Source organism: Actinoplanes sp. 13, assembly GCF_056134165.1.
The window spans coordinates 22,978-39,301 of the sequence record NZ_JBVYOQ010000015.1; the positions used below are offsets into that span (position 1 = coordinate 22,978).

Consider the following 16,324-nt stretch of genomic DNA (forward strand, 5'->3'; position numbering starts at 1 on the left):
GGTGTGGGCCGGCGTGCGGCTCATCCGTTCCGGAGGAAGGCAGCGGCCCATCGAGGCCTTAGCGTCCGGTGACATGGAGGTCTCGACCGGGCGATGGGCCGCCGACGCTGTCGGTCCCGCTCTGGTCGCGAGGGCGGCCGGCAGGGCTCTCGGCGCAGCAGCGGCCGACGACGCCGAGCCCGCGCCGGCCGCTGCCGCTGCCGTGACCGGCTGCGGCGTCGCCGCCGCGGCAGAGCGGGAGACGAGCGTATTGGTGGGCGAACTGTGAGCGTGACCGCAACCACGACCCAGAAACTGACGCTGGCCACGATGACCACGATGGTCGTCGGGTCGATGATCGGTGCGGGGGTGTTCTCGCTGCCGCGGCGCTTCGCGCAGGAGACCGGCGTCTACGGCGCGCTGATCGCCTGGACGGTCGCGGGTCTCGGGATGCTGATGCTGGCGTTCGTCTTCCAGACCCTCGCGGTCCGCAGGCCCGATCTGGACGCCGGGGTGTATGCCTACGCGAAAGCCGGGTTCGGCGAGTACCTCGGGTTCTTCTCGGCGTTCGGGTACTGGGCCAGCGCGTGCGTCGGCAACGTCACGTACTGGGTGCTGATCATGTCGACGGCCGGGGCGGTGATGCCCGCGCTCGGTGACGGTGACACGGTGCCGGCGATCCTGCTCTCGTCGGTCGGCGTGTGGGTGTTCTTCTACCTGATCCAGCGTGGGGTGAAGGACGCCGCGGCGGTCAACCGGATCGTCACGATCGCGAAGGTCGTACCCATCCTGGTGTTCGTTCTGCTCGCGCTCTTCGCCCTCGACCCGGCCGTGCTGGCCGGCAACCTCAGCGGCGGCGGCCCGCAATACGGATCGTTGTTCGAGCAGGTCAAAGGCACCATGCTGGTGACCGTGTTCGTGTTCCTCGGCGTCGAGGGGGCGAGCGTCTACTCCCGGCACGCGCGGCGGCGTGAGGACGTCGGGCGGGCCACGGTGCTCGGATTCCTGGCGGTCTTCGCGGTGTTCGCCTCGGTGACGATCGTGTCCTACGGGATCCTGCCGGCCGCCGAGATCGCCGAGCTGCGGCAGCCGTCGATGGGCGGTGTCCTCGAGGCGGCGGTCGGCGAGTGGGGACAGGTGCTGGTCAGCGTCGGGCTGATCGTGTCGGTGCTGGGTGCGTACCTGGCGTGGACGCTGATGGCCGCCGAGGTGCTCTACGTCGCCGCGAAGGACGACGACATGCCGCGCTTCCTGGGTCGTACCCGGGCCGGGGATGTGCCGTTCGCGGCGCTGCTGCTGACCTCGATCCTGGTCCAGGTGATCCTGGTGGTCACCTATTTCTCCGCGGACGCCTTCAACTTCGCCCTGGACCTGACCAGCGCGCTGAGCCTGATCCCGTTCGCTCTCGCCGCCGGGTACGCGGTGCGGATCGGCAAGCGGCGCGAGCTGGTCGTCGCGGTGCTCGCACTGATCTACACGATCTTCCTGTTGTTCGCGGCCGGCCCGAAGTTCCTGCTGGTCAGCTTCATCCTGTACGCCCCGGCGACGCTGCTGTTCGTCAAGGCCCGCCGGGAGCAGGGCCGGCAGCTCTTCTCCGGCCGGGAACTCGTCGTCCTCGCCGTCTCGGTGACCGGCGCCGTCGCCGGCGTCGTGGCCCTCGCCACGGGCTGGATCTCCCTCTGAGCCGCCCCGGCCACGGGGTGTTTCCTTCGTGCGAAAGGAACCGTCATGACACACGGCGTCCACTCCGAGGTCGGCCGGCTGCGCAAGGTGCTGGTGTGCGCACCCGGCCTCGCGCACCGCCGCCTCACCCCGACCAACGCCGACGACCTGCTCTTCGACGACGTGATGTGGGTGGAGAACGCGCAGCGCGACCACGCCGACTTCGTCAACAAGCTGCGCGGCCGCGGCGTCGAGGTGGTCGAGCTGCACGAGCTGCTCGCCGAGACGATGGCGATCCCGGAGGCCAAGGCGTGGCTGCTCGACCGCAAGATCGTCGCGAACGAGGTGGGACTGGGGCTGCTGACCGACACCCGGGCGTTCCTGGACGGCCTGAAACCGCGGGAGCTGGCCGAGTACGTGATCGGCGGGCTGGCCACCGACGATCTGCCTGCCGACTTCCGGTCCGGTTATGTGGCGCTGGCCCGCGAACAGACCGGCGCCCGGGAGTACCTGATGCCGCCGCTGCCGAACACGCTCTACACCCGGGACACGACCTGCTGGCTGTACGGCGGGGTGACGCTGAACCCGCTCTACTGGCCGGCCCGGCACGACGAGACGCTGCTGATGAAGGCCGTCTACACGTTCCACCCGGACTTCGCCGCCGACACGATCTGGTGGGGCGACCCGGAGCAGGACTGGGGGATGTCCACGTTCGAAGGCGGCGACGTGATGCCGGTCGGCAACGGGGTGGTGCTGGTCGGGATGAGCGAGCGCACCTCCCGGCAGGCGATCACCCAGGTGGCGGCGGCGCTGTTCGCGGCCGGGGCGGCGGAGCGGGTGGTGGTCGCCGGGATGCCGAAACTGCGGGCGGCGATGCACCTGGACACGGTGTTCACGTTCGCCGACCGGGACATCGTCACGCTGTACCCGCGAATCATGGACGCGGTGCACACGTTCACGCTGCTGCCCTCGGACCGGGCACCCGGCGTGGAGGTGGTGGACGAGGGCGGGCGTGCCTTCACCGAGGTGGTCGCGTCGTCGCTCGGGCTCAAGGAGCTGCGGGTGATCGAGACCGGTGGTGACGTGTACGCCTCGGAGCGCCAGCAGTGGGACAGCGGCAACAACGCGGTGGCGGTCGAGCCCGGCGTGGTGTTCACCTACGACCGGAACACGACGACGAACACGCTGCTGCGGCGGGCCGGCGTCGAGGTGATCACCATCGTGGGCGCGGAGCTGGGCCGGGGGCGCGGCGGCGGGCACTGCATGACCTGCCCGCTCGTCCGAGACGGTCTGGACTACTGACATGTCGTTCAAGTACGAGGCGCTGGTGCTGTTCCTGGCGCTGTTCGCCCTCTACAGCCCGGTGGCGGCGCTGTCGTCGTACCTGCCCTACGTGCGGCCGTACAGCCATCCGCAGCAGCTGCGCCTCGCGATGGGGCTGGTCGTCAACGTGGCGGTGTTCGTGCTGCTCGCCATCTGGGTGGGTGAGCCGCTGCTGGAACTGCTCGGGATCAGCACGGCGGCGCTGACCGCGACGGGCGGCATCGCGCTGATCCTGGCGGCGGTGCCGCTGATGCGGGGTACCACCCCGGCCCCGGAGCCGGCCCCTGATCCGGTGCCGGTCGCGGTGCCGGCCGCCGAGGCCGGTGAGCGTGCCGGGGTGGCGGGAGCGGCCACCGAGGGCGCGCCGGCCGCGCCCTCGGCGGACGAGGGCCGGCGGTCGGTGCTGTTCACGCCGCTCACGTTCCCGCTCACGGTCGGCGGCACCACGTTCGCTTTCGGGGTGGCGGCCTCCGCCGACGCCGGCAGCGTCAGCGGGCGGGCCTGGCTGTCGGTCGCAGCCGTCGCGTACGCCCTGGTCACCGGCGTGACGCTGTATCTGTCCGGGCACGTGGAGCGGCGGATCTCGCCGGCCGCGGCCGCCATTCTGGACCGGGTGGCGGGGATCCTGCTGACGAGCATCGCGGTGGTGCTGCTGGCCAACGGGTTCACCGCCCTGGTGCAGGCCGCCTGGCAGTCCTGAGCGACTCCGTCCGGCGGGCGTCCAGCCGGGCCACCCGCCGCACCCCGGCGGTGCGCCGGTAACTGGCGTCGATCAGCTCCGCGATCTCCGCCCAATCGGTGTCCGCGCGCAGGTCGACACCGACCCAGCCGGACGGGCCGAGGTAAGCCGGCAGATAGCACCGCTCCTCCTCGAGCAGCGCCTCCCACTCGCCGGGGTCGGCCAGCACCAGGATCGACTGGTCGTGCCGGCGCCACCCGCCGCCGACCTTGACCGAGCCGCCGTAGTACGCGAACACCTTGGTGGTGTAGAACGCCGGGATGCCGTGCGAGACCTTCTCGGCCGCGTCCGGGAAGTCCAGCGCGATCGCCCGGACGCGCGCCAGCATCGGGTCCGCCTCGTCGAACATGATGGGATGGCTCATGCCCTGGAGTATGCCGCCCGGCTCAGCCGGATCAGGTCGCCGAGACCGTCCGGGGGACTGTCGCGCCACCAGGCCAGCCACACCTCGATGCGGGGAGCCTGCCGGAGCATCCGATAGGCGACGCCCGGCCGCGGGTTCTGGTTGGCGGTCGCCTCCGAGGTGATGCCGACCGCCTGACCCGCCGCGATCGAGGTCAGCCACTCGTCGACGCTGTGGGTGGCCCGGATCGCCGCGGGTCCCGGCCCCGGCGCCCACAGGTCCAGGGTGGTCGTCCCGGTCCGCGCGTCGATCGCCACGGTGTACCGGGCCAGGTCCTCCACCCGCACCGTCCGCCGCCGGGCGAGCGGGTTGTCGGTGGCGACCGCGGCGCACCGCCCCTCGGTCCCGAGCAGTGCGGTGTCGAACCGGGCGTCGGCCAGCGGCCTGCGGATGACGGCCACGTCGGCGGCGCCCTCGCTCAGACCGGCGGTCACCGTGTTGCTGTGCACGAAGACCAGCGGGGTGCCGGGCCGCGCCGTGGCCCAGGCTCGCTGCAGCCGCCGGGTGTGCTTGCCCAGCGCCGCCCACGCGTAGCCGACGCGCAACTCGCTGCGGGACTCCTCGGCTAGACGCTCCAGGTGGGCGGCCTCCGCCAGCACGCGGCGTGCCGCCGCGACGATCTGCGAGCCGGTCACGGTGAGCGAGATGTGCCGGGTGGTGCGTTCCATCAGGCGTACGCCCAGAGCACCCTCCAGAGCAGCGATCGCCCGGGACACCGCCGCCTGCGACAGGTTCAGGTCCCCCGCGGCATCCGTGAAGGTGCCGGCATCCACCACGGCGACCAGCGCCCGCAGATGCCGCAACTCCACATTCATGCGCCGAGCGTATAGGTGTCGCGTCCGCCGTATTTCTCTTCGGCCCGTTGCGCTTTCGATACTGGCGTCGTGAAGATGCGCAAAGGTCTGCTCAGCGGCCTCGCCCTGATGGTCGGCGCCGCCGCCAGCAACCAGACCGGCGCCGCGGTCGGTGCCCACGCGTTCCCCGCGATCGGCCCCGCCGGCGTGGTCGCCGTGCGCCAACTCGTCGCCGCCGCCGTCCTGCTGCCGTTGGCCCGGCCCGCCTTCCGCCGCTTCACCTGGGCCCAGTGGTGGCCGACGCTGCTGCTCGCTCTGGTCTTCGCCACGATGAACCTGAGCGTCTACACCGCGATCGACCGGATCGGCCTCGGCCTGGCGATCACCCTGGAATTCCTCGGCCCGCTCTCCGTGGCCCTGGCCGGCTCCCGTACCCGCCTCGATCTGCTGTGCGCGGTGGGCGCAGGCGCCGGCGTCTACGTCCTCGTGCTGCCCGACGCCACCAGCGACTGGTTCGGCATCGGGGCGGGCCTGCTCGGCGCCACCTGCTGGGCGTCCTACATCCTGCTCAACCGGACAGCCGGCGCCCGCCTGCCCGGCCTCCAGGCGCCCGCCGCCGCGACCGCCATCTCCTGCCTGCTCTACGTCCCGGTGATCGTGGTGCTTGCGGTGCAGGACCGCTTCACCACAGCCACCGTCCTCTACGCCGTCGGCGCCGGCATCCTGGCCTCGGCAGTTCCGTACGCCGCGGACGTGATCGCGCTGCGCCGGGTGCCCGCCCGCTTCTTCGGCATCGTGATGAGCGCCCACCCGGTGTTCGCCGCCCTGGCCGGCCTGGTCCTGCTCGGCGAGATCCTGCAGGCCCACGAGTGGATCGGCATCGGCATGGTGGTCGCGGCGAACGTGGCAGCGGTGACAGCCGCCGGCAGCAGAACCACGCTGCCGGCGGCAGAGGCAGCCGTGGACCTGGAACCGGCCGCCCGCTAGAAGCGGTTCCGGCCCTTGCGGAACATCGGGACGAGAACTGCCGCTACGGGTGATCCTGGAGAGCGGCACTCCCGGCGCCGTGCAGGCCACCGTATCCGTCGACTGGTGCGGCCGCGGCCGTCCCGTCGGCGGCCGGACTCGGCGTCCGGCGGACGAACAAGACGCCTACCAGCACAAGCAGGCCGATGGCCCAGGCGGTCAGGAAGGCGGCGTGTCCGGCGGAGGTGGCCTGGGCCGTGCTGAGCACGCCGGCGTCCCGGGCACCCGAACCGATGGTGTAGGCGGAGATGAACACGGCTCCGAAGGCGGCCCCGGCGAGCTGCTGGACGGTGGAGAAAGCCGCGCTGCCGTGCGGGAGGAACTCCGTCCGCAGGCCGTCCATCGCACTTGTCGTCAGCGGCGCCCACATCGCGGCCTGCGCGCTGGTGAACACCAGCCACGCGACGGTCAGGGTGACCACGCTCGTGCTCTCGTCGACGCGGCTGACGTACACCCGGCCACTGAGGGCCACCACGATCGAGATCGCCGCCCCGCCGGGGAGCAGGAAGAGACCGAGCTGCAGGGTGCTCAGGCCGGTGACGTGGGCCGGCCGGTCACCAGGACGCCGAACGTCGGCGCGATCGCGGCGAGCGTCGTCCCGACGATGAACAGCGACATCGCGACCAGGAAGACCGTTCGCATGTGGAACCGCCGAATCACGAAACTACTGGCCGGGATCAGCACGGCCATGGTCAGCAGGAATCCGGTCGTGACCCACTGCCCGGTGCTCGGGCTGACGCCGAAGTCCTCGATCAGCGTGGGCAGGGCTACGCCGAGAAGCATCTCGTTGAGGAAGACGATGAATGTCGAGACCATCAGGACCCCGATGACCAGTGCGACGCCCGGGGGGAGCCGGTCGCCGGAGCGCACCGTCGGTGCCGGAGCGGCGACGGCAAGTTTCGGTGGGGTGGTCATGGGCGGTGTCACGCTGTGCGGGCGGCGTCGTGGAAGGTTGCTGAACGTGACCGCATGACCGAGCGCATCGCCCTGCTGGAGCACCACTCCCACGCCCTCACCCAGTACATCGCCGCCATGGACCGAACCATCGCCGCCACGACCGATCGCTGACGCCAGTTTCCGTTCCGGCGTTCCTCGAGGGCCGTTCCGGGCGGCGACCCGTTACCATCCCCGGCGTGGGAGACGATCTGGGCAGCCGGCTCTACGGCCTCGCCTGGCGGGTCACGCCGCGGCTGCCCGGCCCGGTCGCCGCGCTCGTCTTCGACGCGGTCGCCGCCGGAATGCGCTGGTCCGGCGCCGGTGGGGTGCGCCAGCTGCGGGTCAACCTGGCTCAGGTGCTCGGCCAGGCGGTGGACAGTCCCGCGGTGGCCGCCGCGGCCGCCCGGGGCGTGCACTCCTACCTGCGGTATTGGCGGGAGTTCTTCGGGCTTGCCGGATGGAGCCGGGACCGGATCCGGGACGCCGTGGTCTTCGAGTCGCTGGACCGGGTGGCCGCGGCCCGTGACGCCGGCCGCGGCGTGGTGCTGGCGCTGCCGCACAGCGGCAACTGGGACCTGGCCGGCGCCGCGCTGGTGGTGAACGGGCACCGGTTCACCACGGTCGCGGAGCGCCTGCGGCCCGAGCGGCTCTACCAGCGGTTCGTCAGCCACCGTGCGGCGCTGGGCATCGAGGTGCTCCCCGCCGACGAGACCCGGCGGGCGGTCACCACGCTGACCCGGCGGCTCGGCGACGGCGAGGTGGTGTGCCTGGTCGCCGACCGGGACACGTCCGCGACCGGCATCGGCGTGCGGTTCTGCGGCGCGCCGACGACGTTTCCGGCCGGGCCCGCGCAGCTGGCGCTGCGCACCGGAGCCGCGCTGCTGCCCGCGTCGCTCTGGTACGACGGCCCGCGCCTGCGCATCCGGATCCACCCGGAGATCGTCCCGGGTCAGGACGGCACCACCCGGGACCGGGTGGCGGAAATGACGCAGGAGCTGGCCGACGTCTTCACGGGCGCCGTCCGCCGGCATCCGCACGACTGGCATGTGCTGCAACCGGTCTGGCCCGGCGTCACACACCAGGGTTGATTCGTCAGCGCCCTACCTGCGTCCGGACCGCGACCTTCACACACCGCCGGGAGCCGTTCGACCCGATTTCCCGCAGCTGTTCATCCTCTGGGACCCCGGCGAAGGCGAGGCACCGGCATGAGTGTGGTCGGCCGCGGCTACCGAGACGCGATGATCAGGGACCGGCACAAGGCGGGCCGCCCCAGTACGTCGGTGTTGTCGCTGATCTGGTCGATCGAGCCGGTCAGTGGCCGCTCACGAAGCGCGGGCTCGCCGATCGCCGCCTGCAGTGCGGCCGCGTAGCGCCCGGCGTCGATCACCGCATAACCCCGGTCGAAGAACGGCCGCCGCACCGCCTCCACCGGCGCGCTGAGCGCGAGCGCGTTCTGCCGGACGCCGGCTTCCTCGTAGGCGGCACACAGCGCGGCTTCACGCTCGCCGACACGATCGGCCCGCAGCGCGGCCTCCAGGAGGTTCGCCGCCGGGTCGGTGCGGATCGCGCTGCCGAGCCACTTCTGGTACGGGGGCCACCGCCGCTTCTGCAGCAGGAGGAGCCGGGCCAGGTCGCGGCACAGGCGCGCCGTGACGAGGCGGGAGCCCAGGTCGTCGCCCGCCTCAGCGGTTCGGGCGACGAAAGCCTCCTCCTGGGCGATCCTGGTCCACTGGCACGCCAGGACGTAGCGCCAGAGGTCGCCCGGATACCACGCGAGCCGGGCCCGCACCGCGGTGAGCTCACCGTGCGGGTCGTGGAAGACCGCGCCGCCGGTGGTCTCGGCGAGGCGTTGCCAGGGGAGCGCGAGCCAGTCCGTGACGGCCGGTTCTGCCCGGGCGTCGAACCCCAGCTGTGACTCCAGCCAGGCGGGCAGGTCCCGGATCAGCACGTAGTGGTCCACCGGCCCGTCGGTGTCCGCCATGGACCGGACCCGTGCGCCGGGCGGCTCGAAGTGCGTGGGCCACCCGCGGAAGCGTTTCGGCAGCTCGTGGGAGAGCCGTTCCCGCAGGTCGCCGGCATCGGAGAGGAACAGGTCGAGCCGTGGCCCCCAGTCGTGGTCGGCGGAGCGGCCGGTGTCGTAGCCGAGCACGTCGCTGCCCGGGCCGATCCGCGCGGCGATGTGCGGCCGGCCGCCCAGCAACGGCCGGACCACCTCGGTGTAGAAGCTTCGCGCCAGTTCCACACCGGGCACAAAGACGGGCATAGTGTCGAACCTATCTTCCTAGGATGGTTTACGGGGTATGCGTCACGCCGTCACGGCGACAGCCAGCACTCCGGCAGCGGCGAGAAGACAGCCTGCCGCGATCGGCACGCTGCGCGGCTGCTTCTTCTCGGCGCCGAGCCGCTCGTAAAGCGTCCCGAGGCGCCGCCGCACCCGGTCGCCGCGGGCCATCCCCGCGAGCAGCAGCAGTAGGCATGGCAGGCAGTAGAGCAGTGCGTATCCGGCGAGGACCAGCAGGGCGGAGGTCGTGCCGACGTCGGCGTTGACGATGCGTTCGATGGCGATGAAGTAGGGGAACGCGTTGGGCAGGTCCGCGCCGGTCATCAGGACGCCGAGCCCCGCCGCGGTAACCGGGTTGACCCAGCCCGGCACGGTGACCGCCGGCCGGATCCGCGGCCGCAGCCGGCGCAGCCCGGACACCGCGAGCGCCACGGCGGCCACCGTGAACGCCGTCCGCCGCACCCAGACGAGCCCGTTGCCGGCAGCTTCCGCGGCCGTGTCGGCGCCGACGTACACCAAGGCTCCCAGCCCGAGGACGGTCAGGTAGGCCCCGGTCACGAACCCGGCCGCCGCCCGGACCGGATGTGCCATCGGAGCGAGCAGCAGCAGCGCCACCCCGGCGATGGTGGCCGGATTGAGCGCGTCGAGCAGGGCGAGCCCGGCCACGCCGGACAGCAGCGCGGCGGTCACGGCAGGTCCGGGCCGGATGCCGGCGCTTGCAGGCCGAGGTGGTGCAGCAGCTCCTCCACCTCGGCGGAGGTGGGCGGCTGACCGGTGAGCGCAGCCAGGAACAGGCCGTCACCGGCGAGCCGCACCAGCCGGGCCCGGACCGGGTCGCCCAGCTCGGCTGTCAGCATCCGCTGCCAGCGCTGCTCGGCCTCGCCAACCTCACCGGGCAGGTCGAGCTCGCCCGTGGTGGTCAGCCGCATCATCGACAGCATCGCCCGGTACACCGTGCGTTCGCCGGGTGCGGGGACCGAGAGCCGCAGCCAGGCCGCAGCCAGCACGCCGTCGGCCGCGGCCGCGGTCAGCCGCTCGTCGAAGCGCTGCACCGCCCGTGTCACGAGCGCACGGAGCAGGGACTGCTTGTCGAAGTGGTAGAGCAGACCGCCCTTGCTCACGCCGGCGGCCGAGGCCACCGCGTCCAGTGCCGGGGGGACGTGGCCGGAGGTGATCAGCTCCTCGGCCGCGTCCAGGATGCGTTCTCGTGCGGTTCCCATGGCAGTTACTGTACCGTCCGGACGGTACAGTAACTAGTGATCCTCCTCCCGGGCGCCGGATCGCCGGAGCACCCGCAGCAGGTACTCCTTGCGATCGAGGGGATCGGGCCCGGCCCGCTGCCGCACCGGCGGCGTCCCGCGCACCGGCGCGTAGTGGTCGAACGCGCTGTCCAGCAGGCCCTCTCCGCGGGTCAGACCGGGCAACCGCCGCTGCAACTCGTGCACCCGTGCCGCCGGGATCTCCCCGCTGGCCTCGACCGCACCCGCTGAGGCCTGCCCCGTCGCCAGGGGCACCCCGCCCAGCCGGACCACCTCCGCCAGCACCACGGGCAGCGTGTCCTCCGGCACCTCCGCCCGGAAGGCGTGGATCGGCTCCAGCACCTCCGTGCCCGCCTCACGCAGCGCCTCCATCAGCACCATCGGCGTCACACCACGAAAGTCCGCCCCCGTGCTCGACATGCTCTTGTCAAAGACCGCGTGCGAATGCGACTGCCGCGGCGAGTACCCCGAGTGCGTCATCGTCACCACGCAATCCGGAACCGGCCACCCCGACAGCCCTTGCCGCAGCGTCTCGCGCACGCTCTGCTCGACGGCCGTGAAGAAGGCCGCGGGCATCGACCCCAACTCGACCCCGAGCCGGAACGCCACCCCCGATCCGGTCGCGCCCGGCTCCACGCGCAGGCCTACCGTGGCCAGGAACGGGTTCGGTGCCATCTGGTTGACCGCGACGGCCGTCCCGATCCCGGTCACCCGTTCCACGCACAGCGTCGTCGTCTCCCGGAAGCTCACCGTGAGCCCGTACGACATGGCCAGCGTCGCCGCCAGGACCTCCTTCTGCACCTCGCCGTAGAGCGAGACGTGGACCTCGTCGTCCTGGCGCAGGCCGATCAGGGGATCCTGCTCGGCGAGTTCGGCCAGCGCGGCGTGCAGCGCCCCGCGGTCGGCCCGGCGGGACGCGAGCACAACGGTTTCCAGGCTGGGCGGGGCGAACTGCGCCTGGTGCGCGTGCTTCGGTCGTACGCCCACAGTGTCTCCGATCCGGACGGCCGCAAGCCCGCGCACCCGGCCGATCTCGCCCACCGTGATCGCGTCCCGGGTCTCGGCGGCGGCGCCGCCGACCACCTCGATGCCGGTGATCCGATCCGGCCCCACCGTGTCGCGCACCCGCAGGGTGCCGTCGACCATCCGCAGGTAGGCGAGCTTCTCGCCGGCCGCCCCACGTTCCACCTTGAACACCGTCGCCGCAGGCGGCGCTTCCGCCGATCCCACTGCGCCGGGCAGCAACCCGGTGATCCCGTCGATGAGGTGGTCGATGCCGGCGCCGGTGATCGCCGATCCGAAATAGACGGGATGCACCCGGCCGTGCACCCGCAGCGGTGGGGGAGGGGAGTCCTCGACGTACGCGGTTAGCACCTCGTCGTCGTGGTCGGCCAGCCGCAGCATGTCGACGTGCGGGAGCACCTTGGCGTCCCGGGTGCCGAGGCCGTCGACAGTGCTCATCGGCACGATGGCCGGACTGATCCGCGCGGCGATCTCGTCGAGCACCCCGGTGAACCGCGCGCCGGTGCGGTCGATCTTGTTGACCAGGATCAGGGTGGGGATGCGCAGCCGGTGCAGGGTGCGGGCCAGCACGCGGGTCTGCGCCTGGACGCCCTCGACCGCCGAGACGACCAGGACGGCGCCGTCGAGGACGCCGAGGACCCGTTCCACCTCGGCGATGAAGTCCGGGTGGCCGGGGGTGTCGATCAGGTTGACGGTGCGGCCGCGCAGCGGGAACGACACGACGGCCGCTTTGATGGTGATGCCGCGGCGGCGTTCCAGCTCGAGGCTGTCGGTCCGGGTGTCACCGGAGTCGACGCTGCCGAGGTGGCCGATGACGCCGGCGGTGTGCAGCAGCCGCTCGGTGAGGCTGGTCTTACCGGCGTCGACGTGCGCCAGGATGCCGAGGTTGAGCAGGGACAAGTGTCATGTCCTTAGAGGTGGGGTGGACTCCTTCCGGGCGGGACATGCACGCGGCTCGCATCTGGCGTTCTCTCCTTCATCCGGCGACGTTCGTCCGGCCCACCGCATCAGGAAGGGCCGGCGACGGCAACCGATTTACCGGCTCTGACCTATCTTCCTAGGACACTCTAAGGGGTGTGCGCTCAGTGGAGGCTCACGGTTGCCGATCAGGAGTAATGCGGCTGGCGGGAGGCTGACCGTGGGAAGTGACGTGCCGAGGAGATTTCCGTATGAGTTCCTACGTTGGTGCCGTCCCGGTGCCTGCACCTCGGGAACGGCGTTCGTTCGCCGACCTGAGCGTCAATATCAAGATCTTGGCCGCGGTGACGCTCGCCGCGCTCGTCGCGTTGCTGGTCGGGGTGCTGGGGCTGTCGGCGCTGGATGACGCGAACGGTTCGGCGCAACGGATCTACCGCAGCAACGTGGCCAGTGTCGGGGCCATCGGGACGGTGGACGGCGCGATGACCGAGGTGCGGTCGGACGCGGCGAATCATGCCCTGTCCTTGGACGCCGCCGGCATGGCCCGCTTCGCGAAGGAGATCACCGCCGGCCTGGAGGAGGTCGAGGCGGGCCTGGCCGCCTATCGGCAGAGCTACCCGGCCGGCGACCCGGCGATGATCGACGATCTGGAGACGAAGTGGGGGGCGTACGCCGAGCTGTTGGAGAGCAAGCTCATCCCGGCAGGTGCAGCCAACGACGTGGCCACGTGGACCAGGATCCGCGACACGGAGACCCAGAGGTTCATCGACGCCGTCAACAAGAATCTCGCCGCCCTGGACGCGGCGGAGGACGCGGACGCCGCCGCGAGTGCCGCGTCCGCCCAGTCGGGGTACGAGTCGAGCCGCATCCAGTCGATCGTGCTGCTCGTGGTGGGGCTGATGCTGGCGCTCGGCCTGGGCGTTTTCGTGGCCCGTTCCATCGTGCGCTCGCTGCTCAAGGTGAAGTCGGTGTGTGAGGCGCTGGCCGCCAACGATCTGACCCGCACGACCGGGCTGACCTCCGGTGACGAGTCCGGTCAGATGGGCCGCGCGCTGGACACCGCGATCGGGGCACTGCGCCGGACGGTCACCACGATCGGGGGGTCGGCGGTCACGCTGGCCGGCGCTTCCGAGGAGCTGTCCGCAGTCAGCACCCAGCTGCAGGCCGGCGCCGCCGACGCCGCACAGAAGGCCACCACAGCCACCTCGTCCAGTGAAGAGGTCAACGCCGGTGTTCAGTCCATCGCGGCCGGCGCCGAGGAGATGAGCGCGTCGATCACGGAGATCGCTTCCAGCGCCGGTAAGGCGGCGGAGGTGTCGCAGAACGGCATGGCCGTCGCCGAGCGCACCACCAGCCAGGTCGCCGCCCTTGGTGCGGCCAGCGCGGAGATCGGCGACGTGGTCCGGTTGATCACCAGCATCGCTGAGCAGACCAACCTTCTTGCGCTGAACGCCACCATCGAGGCCGCCCGCGCGGGCGAGCTGGGCAAGGGCTTCGCCGTGGTTGCCGGCGAGGTGAAGGAACTGGCGCAGCAGACCGCCAAGGCCACCGAGGAGATCACCGCGCGGATCGGCAACATCCAGGCCTCCAGCGCCACCGCCGCCACCGCGATCGGGGAGATCACCGACGTGATCCGGCAGGTCGGCGACTACACCACCACCATCGCCTCCGCGGTGGAGGAACAGACCGCCACCACCGGCGAGATGAGCCGCTCGGTGGCCGAGGCCGCCACCAGCAGCGCCGAGGTGGCCCGCACCGTGTCCGGGGTGGCCGAGGTCGCCAACGCCACGGCCGACGGTGCCAAAGCCACCCAGCAGGCCGCCGGCGACCTGACCCGCCTCGCCAGCGACCTGACCAACCTGGTCGGCAGCTTCCGCTACTGACCGGTGCCGGTGCGCCGGCCGGCGCACCGGCTCACCCGGAGCGGCCCAGGCGGCTTGCTCCCGCCCAGGAGAGACCCATGCCGACGACACCCGACCACAGTGCCGCCACCCCGTACGGGCTGCACCGTCCCACGATGGCCGACGCCCGTGAAGCGATGCACCGCGTGCACGGGCACACCGGCCGCTCGGCCTGGGAGCGGCTCATGCAGGCGGCCGGGATGTCCGGCGCCGAGGAGGGCGACGAGGCCCTGGAGCGGCTGCTCACCGCGATGGCCGGCCTGGACCCGGTCAGCCGGCTCTGCGCGCAGGCCCTGCGCATCCGCCTGTCGGCGTACACCCATCTGACCGCCGCGCACACCATGACCAGGAGCACCGCATGACCATCACCCCCACCGACGACGTGTTCCGCCGTCTCGGCGATCCCGCCCGGATCCGGCAGATCGCCCGGTACGACGTCTTCGACCCCCGGATGCGAGCGCGCCTGGACGCGGTCGCCACCCGCGCCGCGGGCCTGCTGCACGCGCCGGTCTCCACGGTCTCGGTGGTGCTGGACAGCTCGGAGTTCGTCCTCGGCCAGCACGGCGTGTCCGGCTGGGCCGGCGAGGCGCAGGGCGCCCCGGCCGAGTGGGCGTTGTGCACCCACACCGTGCTCGCCGGGGGACCGTACTGCATCAGCGACGGCGCCACCGACCCCGCGCACGCCGCGAATCCGCTGTTCGCCCTGGCGCCGATCCGCAGCTATGCCGGGGTGCCGTTGCGCGACGAGAGCGGGCACGTGCTCGGCGCGCACTGCGTCATCGATGTCACCCCGCGCATCTTCACCGACGCCGACATCGCGGTGCTGACGGCCGGTGCCTCGGAGGCCCTGCAGATCCTCGGCGAACACCGGACCGCCGACTAACATCCTAGGATGGCTTAGAGGTAGTGCGGCAAGTCGCACCCAGCACAACCACAAAGGACGGCTTCGCCGACAACCCGTGGGGGAGCGGAGCCGTTCTTTTCGTTGTAGGGTTCCGCTCGTGACTGCCGGGTCGGCCTTGGGCCATTACCGAGTGGGGCACCCGGCCGGCGCGTGACCGCCCGGCGACCGCCCCGGTCGCCCGCTGCGCGTGGCCCGCCGCCCGCTTCTTTCAGCGCTGCTCTTTCTCTTCTTCTGTCGATGAGTCGCCGCCGTGTGTCTTCACCGGGCCGACTCTCGCTTCGCCGTTCCTGACGTCCGACCCATCAAGAAAGTTGTGTATGCCGAACGACTTCAACACCGCGATCATCGAGGAGTTCCGCGCCAATCAGGGCGTGGTCGGTGGCATGTTCGCCGGCGCCCGCCTGCTGCTTCTCACCACGACCGGCGCCCGCACCGGCCGCCCGCACACCGTGCCGCTCGGCTATCTTCCGGACGGTGGCGAGCGGGTGCTGGTCATCGGCTCGGCGGGTGGCTCGCCCCGCCATCCGGCCTGGTTCCACAACGTGCTCGCCAACCCGGTGACGACGGTGGAGGACGGGACCTTCACCTACGAGGCGACGGCCGTCGTCCTCGGCGGCGCCGACCGCGACGATGCCTTCGCCCGGGCGGTGGAGGGCGACGGGGGCTGGGCTGATTATGAGCGCGGGTCCGGTCGTACGCTGCCGGTTGTCGCTCTGACCGCGATCCCCGGCCCGCCGCGCGTTTCGACGACGTCTCTCGGCGGTTTCCTCAAGTCGGTTCATGACGCGTTCCGGCGTGAGCTGGCGCTGGTCCGCGCCGAGATCGCTGAGGGTGGCCCGGTGCTCGGGGCGCAGCTGCGGGTGAACTGCCTGACGTTGTGCGCGGGTCTGCACGGTCATCATGTCCGGGAGGATCAGGCCATGTTTCCCGGCATCGAGCAGCAGCGTCCCGATCTGGCGCCGGTCGTGGCGGAGCTTCGCGCCGAGCACGAGGCGATCGCCGGGCTGGTGGGGCGTCTCCGGGCGGTGCTGGCCGACGCGGATCTGCCGCGCGGCGTCCTGGTGGCCGAGGTTGATCAGTTGACCTCGGCGCTGCTGTCGCACCTGGACCACGAGGAGGAGGCGCTGCTTCCGGTCCTGGACGCCGTCTGACGGAGGGTGGCTCGGGCCTTCGCCG

General features: G+C 71.6%; 18 protein-coding genes. 10 read left to right on the plus strand and 8 right to left on the minus strand.

Annotated elements, in window-relative coordinates:
* Window positions 1-73: 73 nt before the first annotated feature.
* Genes AC0NH5_RS26035 through AC0NH5_RS26050 form a run of 4 tightly spaced genes read left to right on the plus strand, consistent with a single transcriptional unit; the run spans window position 74 to window position 3,664 of the window.
* Window positions 74-268, plus strand: coding sequence for a hypothetical protein (locus tag AC0NH5_RS26035; protein WP_474408536.1), 195 nt, complete (start codon window positions 74-76; stop codon window positions 266-268).
* A 2-nt stretch (window positions 269-270) separates the two neighbouring features.
* On the plus strand, window positions 271-1,662 hold the full coding sequence (locus AC0NH5_RS26040; RefSeq protein WP_474408538.1) for a basic amino acid/polyamine antiporter: 1,392 nt from the start codon (window positions 271-273) through the stop codon (window positions 1,660-1,662).
* A 45-nt stretch (window positions 1,663-1,707) separates the two neighbouring features.
* Window positions 1,708-2,943 (plus strand): arginine deiminase, encoded by a 1,236-nt coding sequence (locus tag AC0NH5_RS26045; protein WP_474408540.1) that lies wholly within the window; start codon window positions 1,708-1,710, stop codon window positions 2,941-2,943.
* Window position 2,944: 1 nt separating this feature from the next.
* Window positions 2,945-3,664, plus strand: a complete 720-nt coding sequence (locus AC0NH5_RS26050; protein ID WP_474408542.1) for a MarC family protein — start codon at window positions 2,945-2,947, stop codon at window positions 3,662-3,664.
* On the opposite strand, the gene AC0NH5_RS26055 is transcribed toward AC0NH5_RS26050, so the two are convergent.
* Together AC0NH5_RS26055 and AC0NH5_RS26060 are read right to left on the minus strand one after the other, a co-directional pair.
* Window positions 3,630-4,067: an MmcQ/YjbR family DNA-binding protein gene (locus tag AC0NH5_RS26055; protein ID WP_474408544.1), complete on the minus strand. Its 438-nt coding sequence runs from the start codon at window positions 4,065-4,067 to the stop codon at window positions 3,630-3,632. The two genes, AC0NH5_RS26050 and AC0NH5_RS26055, sit on opposite strands and share 35 nt — an antisense overlap.
* Window positions 4,064-4,921: a LysR family transcriptional regulator gene (locus AC0NH5_RS26060; RefSeq protein WP_474408546.1), complete on the minus strand. Its 858-nt coding sequence runs from the start codon at window positions 4,919-4,921 to the stop codon at window positions 4,064-4,066. Before AC0NH5_RS26060 ends, AC0NH5_RS26055 begins: the two co-directional genes overlap by 4 nt.
* 75 nt (window positions 4,922-4,996) lie before the next feature.
* Here AC0NH5_RS26060 and AC0NH5_RS26065 point away from each other — a divergent pair, with 75 nt between their 5' ends.
* A complete protein-coding gene (locus AC0NH5_RS26065) occupies window positions 4,997-5,887 on the plus strand; it encodes an EamA family transporter (protein ID WP_474408934.1) in 891 nt (296 codons plus the stop codon).
* A 43-nt stretch (window positions 5,888-5,930) separates the two neighbouring features.
* On the opposite strand, the gene AC0NH5_RS26070 is transcribed toward AC0NH5_RS26065, so the two are convergent.
* A complete protein-coding gene (locus AC0NH5_RS26070) occupies window positions 5,931-6,401 on the minus strand; it encodes a hypothetical protein (RefSeq protein WP_474408548.1) in 471 nt (156 codons plus the stop codon).
* Between the two features lie 53 nt (window positions 6,402-6,454).
* Window positions 6,455-6,841 (minus strand): MFS transporter, encoded by a 387-nt coding sequence (locus tag AC0NH5_RS26075; RefSeq protein ID WP_474408550.1) that lies wholly within the window; start codon window positions 6,839-6,841, stop codon window positions 6,455-6,457.
* A gap of 218 nt (window positions 6,842-7,059) precedes the next feature.
* Between AC0NH5_RS26075 and AC0NH5_RS26080 the strand changes: the two genes are divergently transcribed.
* Window positions 7,060-7,950 carry a phosphatidylinositol mannoside acyltransferase gene (locus AC0NH5_RS26080; RefSeq protein ID WP_474408552.1) on the plus strand — a complete coding sequence of 297 codons (891 nt, stop codon included), beginning with the start codon at window positions 7,060-7,062 and terminating at the stop codon, window positions 7,948-7,950.
* A gap of 137 nt (window positions 7,951-8,087) precedes the next feature.
* Here the strand turns inward: AC0NH5_RS26080 and AC0NH5_RS26085 are convergent, their stop codons facing one another.
* The 4 genes from AC0NH5_RS26085 to AC0NH5_RS26100 are packed head-to-tail and all read right to left on the minus strand — an operon-like array spanning window position 8,088 to window position 12,325.
* On the minus strand, window positions 8,088-9,125 hold the full coding sequence (locus AC0NH5_RS26085; protein WP_474408554.1) for a DUF4037 domain-containing protein: 1,038 nt from the start codon (window positions 9,123-9,125) through the stop codon (window positions 8,088-8,090).
* A gap of 42 nt (window positions 9,126-9,167) precedes the next feature.
* Window positions 9,168-9,833, minus strand: coding sequence for a GAP family protein (locus AC0NH5_RS26090; protein ID WP_474408556.1), 666 nt, complete (start codon window positions 9,831-9,833; stop codon window positions 9,168-9,170).
* Window positions 9,830-10,363, minus strand: coding sequence for a TetR/AcrR family transcriptional regulator (locus AC0NH5_RS26095; protein ID WP_474408558.1), 534 nt, complete (start codon window positions 10,361-10,363; stop codon window positions 9,830-9,832). The genes AC0NH5_RS26090 and AC0NH5_RS26095 overlap by 4 nt, the downstream gene beginning before the upstream one ends.
* Window positions 10,364-10,396: 33 nt before the next feature.
* The gene (locus tag AC0NH5_RS26100) at window positions 10,397-12,325 is read right to left on the minus strand and encodes a GTP-binding protein (protein ID WP_474408560.1); all 1,929 of its coding nucleotides are present in this window, start codon (window positions 12,323-12,325) and stop codon (window positions 10,397-10,399) included.
* A gap of 269 nt (window positions 12,326-12,594) precedes the next feature.
* On the opposite strand from AC0NH5_RS26100, the gene AC0NH5_RS26105 reads away from it, so the two are divergent.
* The 4 genes from AC0NH5_RS26105 (at window position 12,595) to AC0NH5_RS26120 (ending at window position 16,299) form a co-directional block, all read left to right on the plus strand.
* On the plus strand, window positions 12,595-14,226 hold the full coding sequence (locus AC0NH5_RS26105; RefSeq protein ID WP_474408562.1) for a methyl-accepting chemotaxis protein: 1,632 nt from the start codon (window positions 12,595-12,597) through the stop codon (window positions 14,224-14,226).
* A 77-nt stretch (window positions 14,227-14,303) separates the two neighbouring features.
* Window positions 14,304-14,606: a hypothetical protein gene (locus AC0NH5_RS26110; protein WP_474408564.1), complete on the plus strand. Its 303-nt coding sequence runs from the start codon at window positions 14,304-14,306 to the stop codon at window positions 14,604-14,606.
* Window positions 14,603-15,127: a GAF domain-containing protein gene (locus AC0NH5_RS26115; RefSeq protein ID WP_474408566.1), complete on the plus strand. Its 525-nt coding sequence runs from the start codon at window positions 14,603-14,605 to the stop codon at window positions 15,125-15,127. The genes AC0NH5_RS26110 and AC0NH5_RS26115 overlap by 4 nt, the downstream gene beginning before the upstream one ends.
* 338 nt (window positions 15,128-15,465) lie before the next feature.
* On the plus strand, window positions 15,466-16,299 hold the full coding sequence (locus AC0NH5_RS26120; RefSeq protein WP_474408568.1) for a nitroreductase/quinone reductase family protein: 834 nt from the start codon (window positions 15,466-15,468) through the stop codon (window positions 16,297-16,299).
* Window positions 16,300-16,324 lie beyond the last annotated feature (25 nt).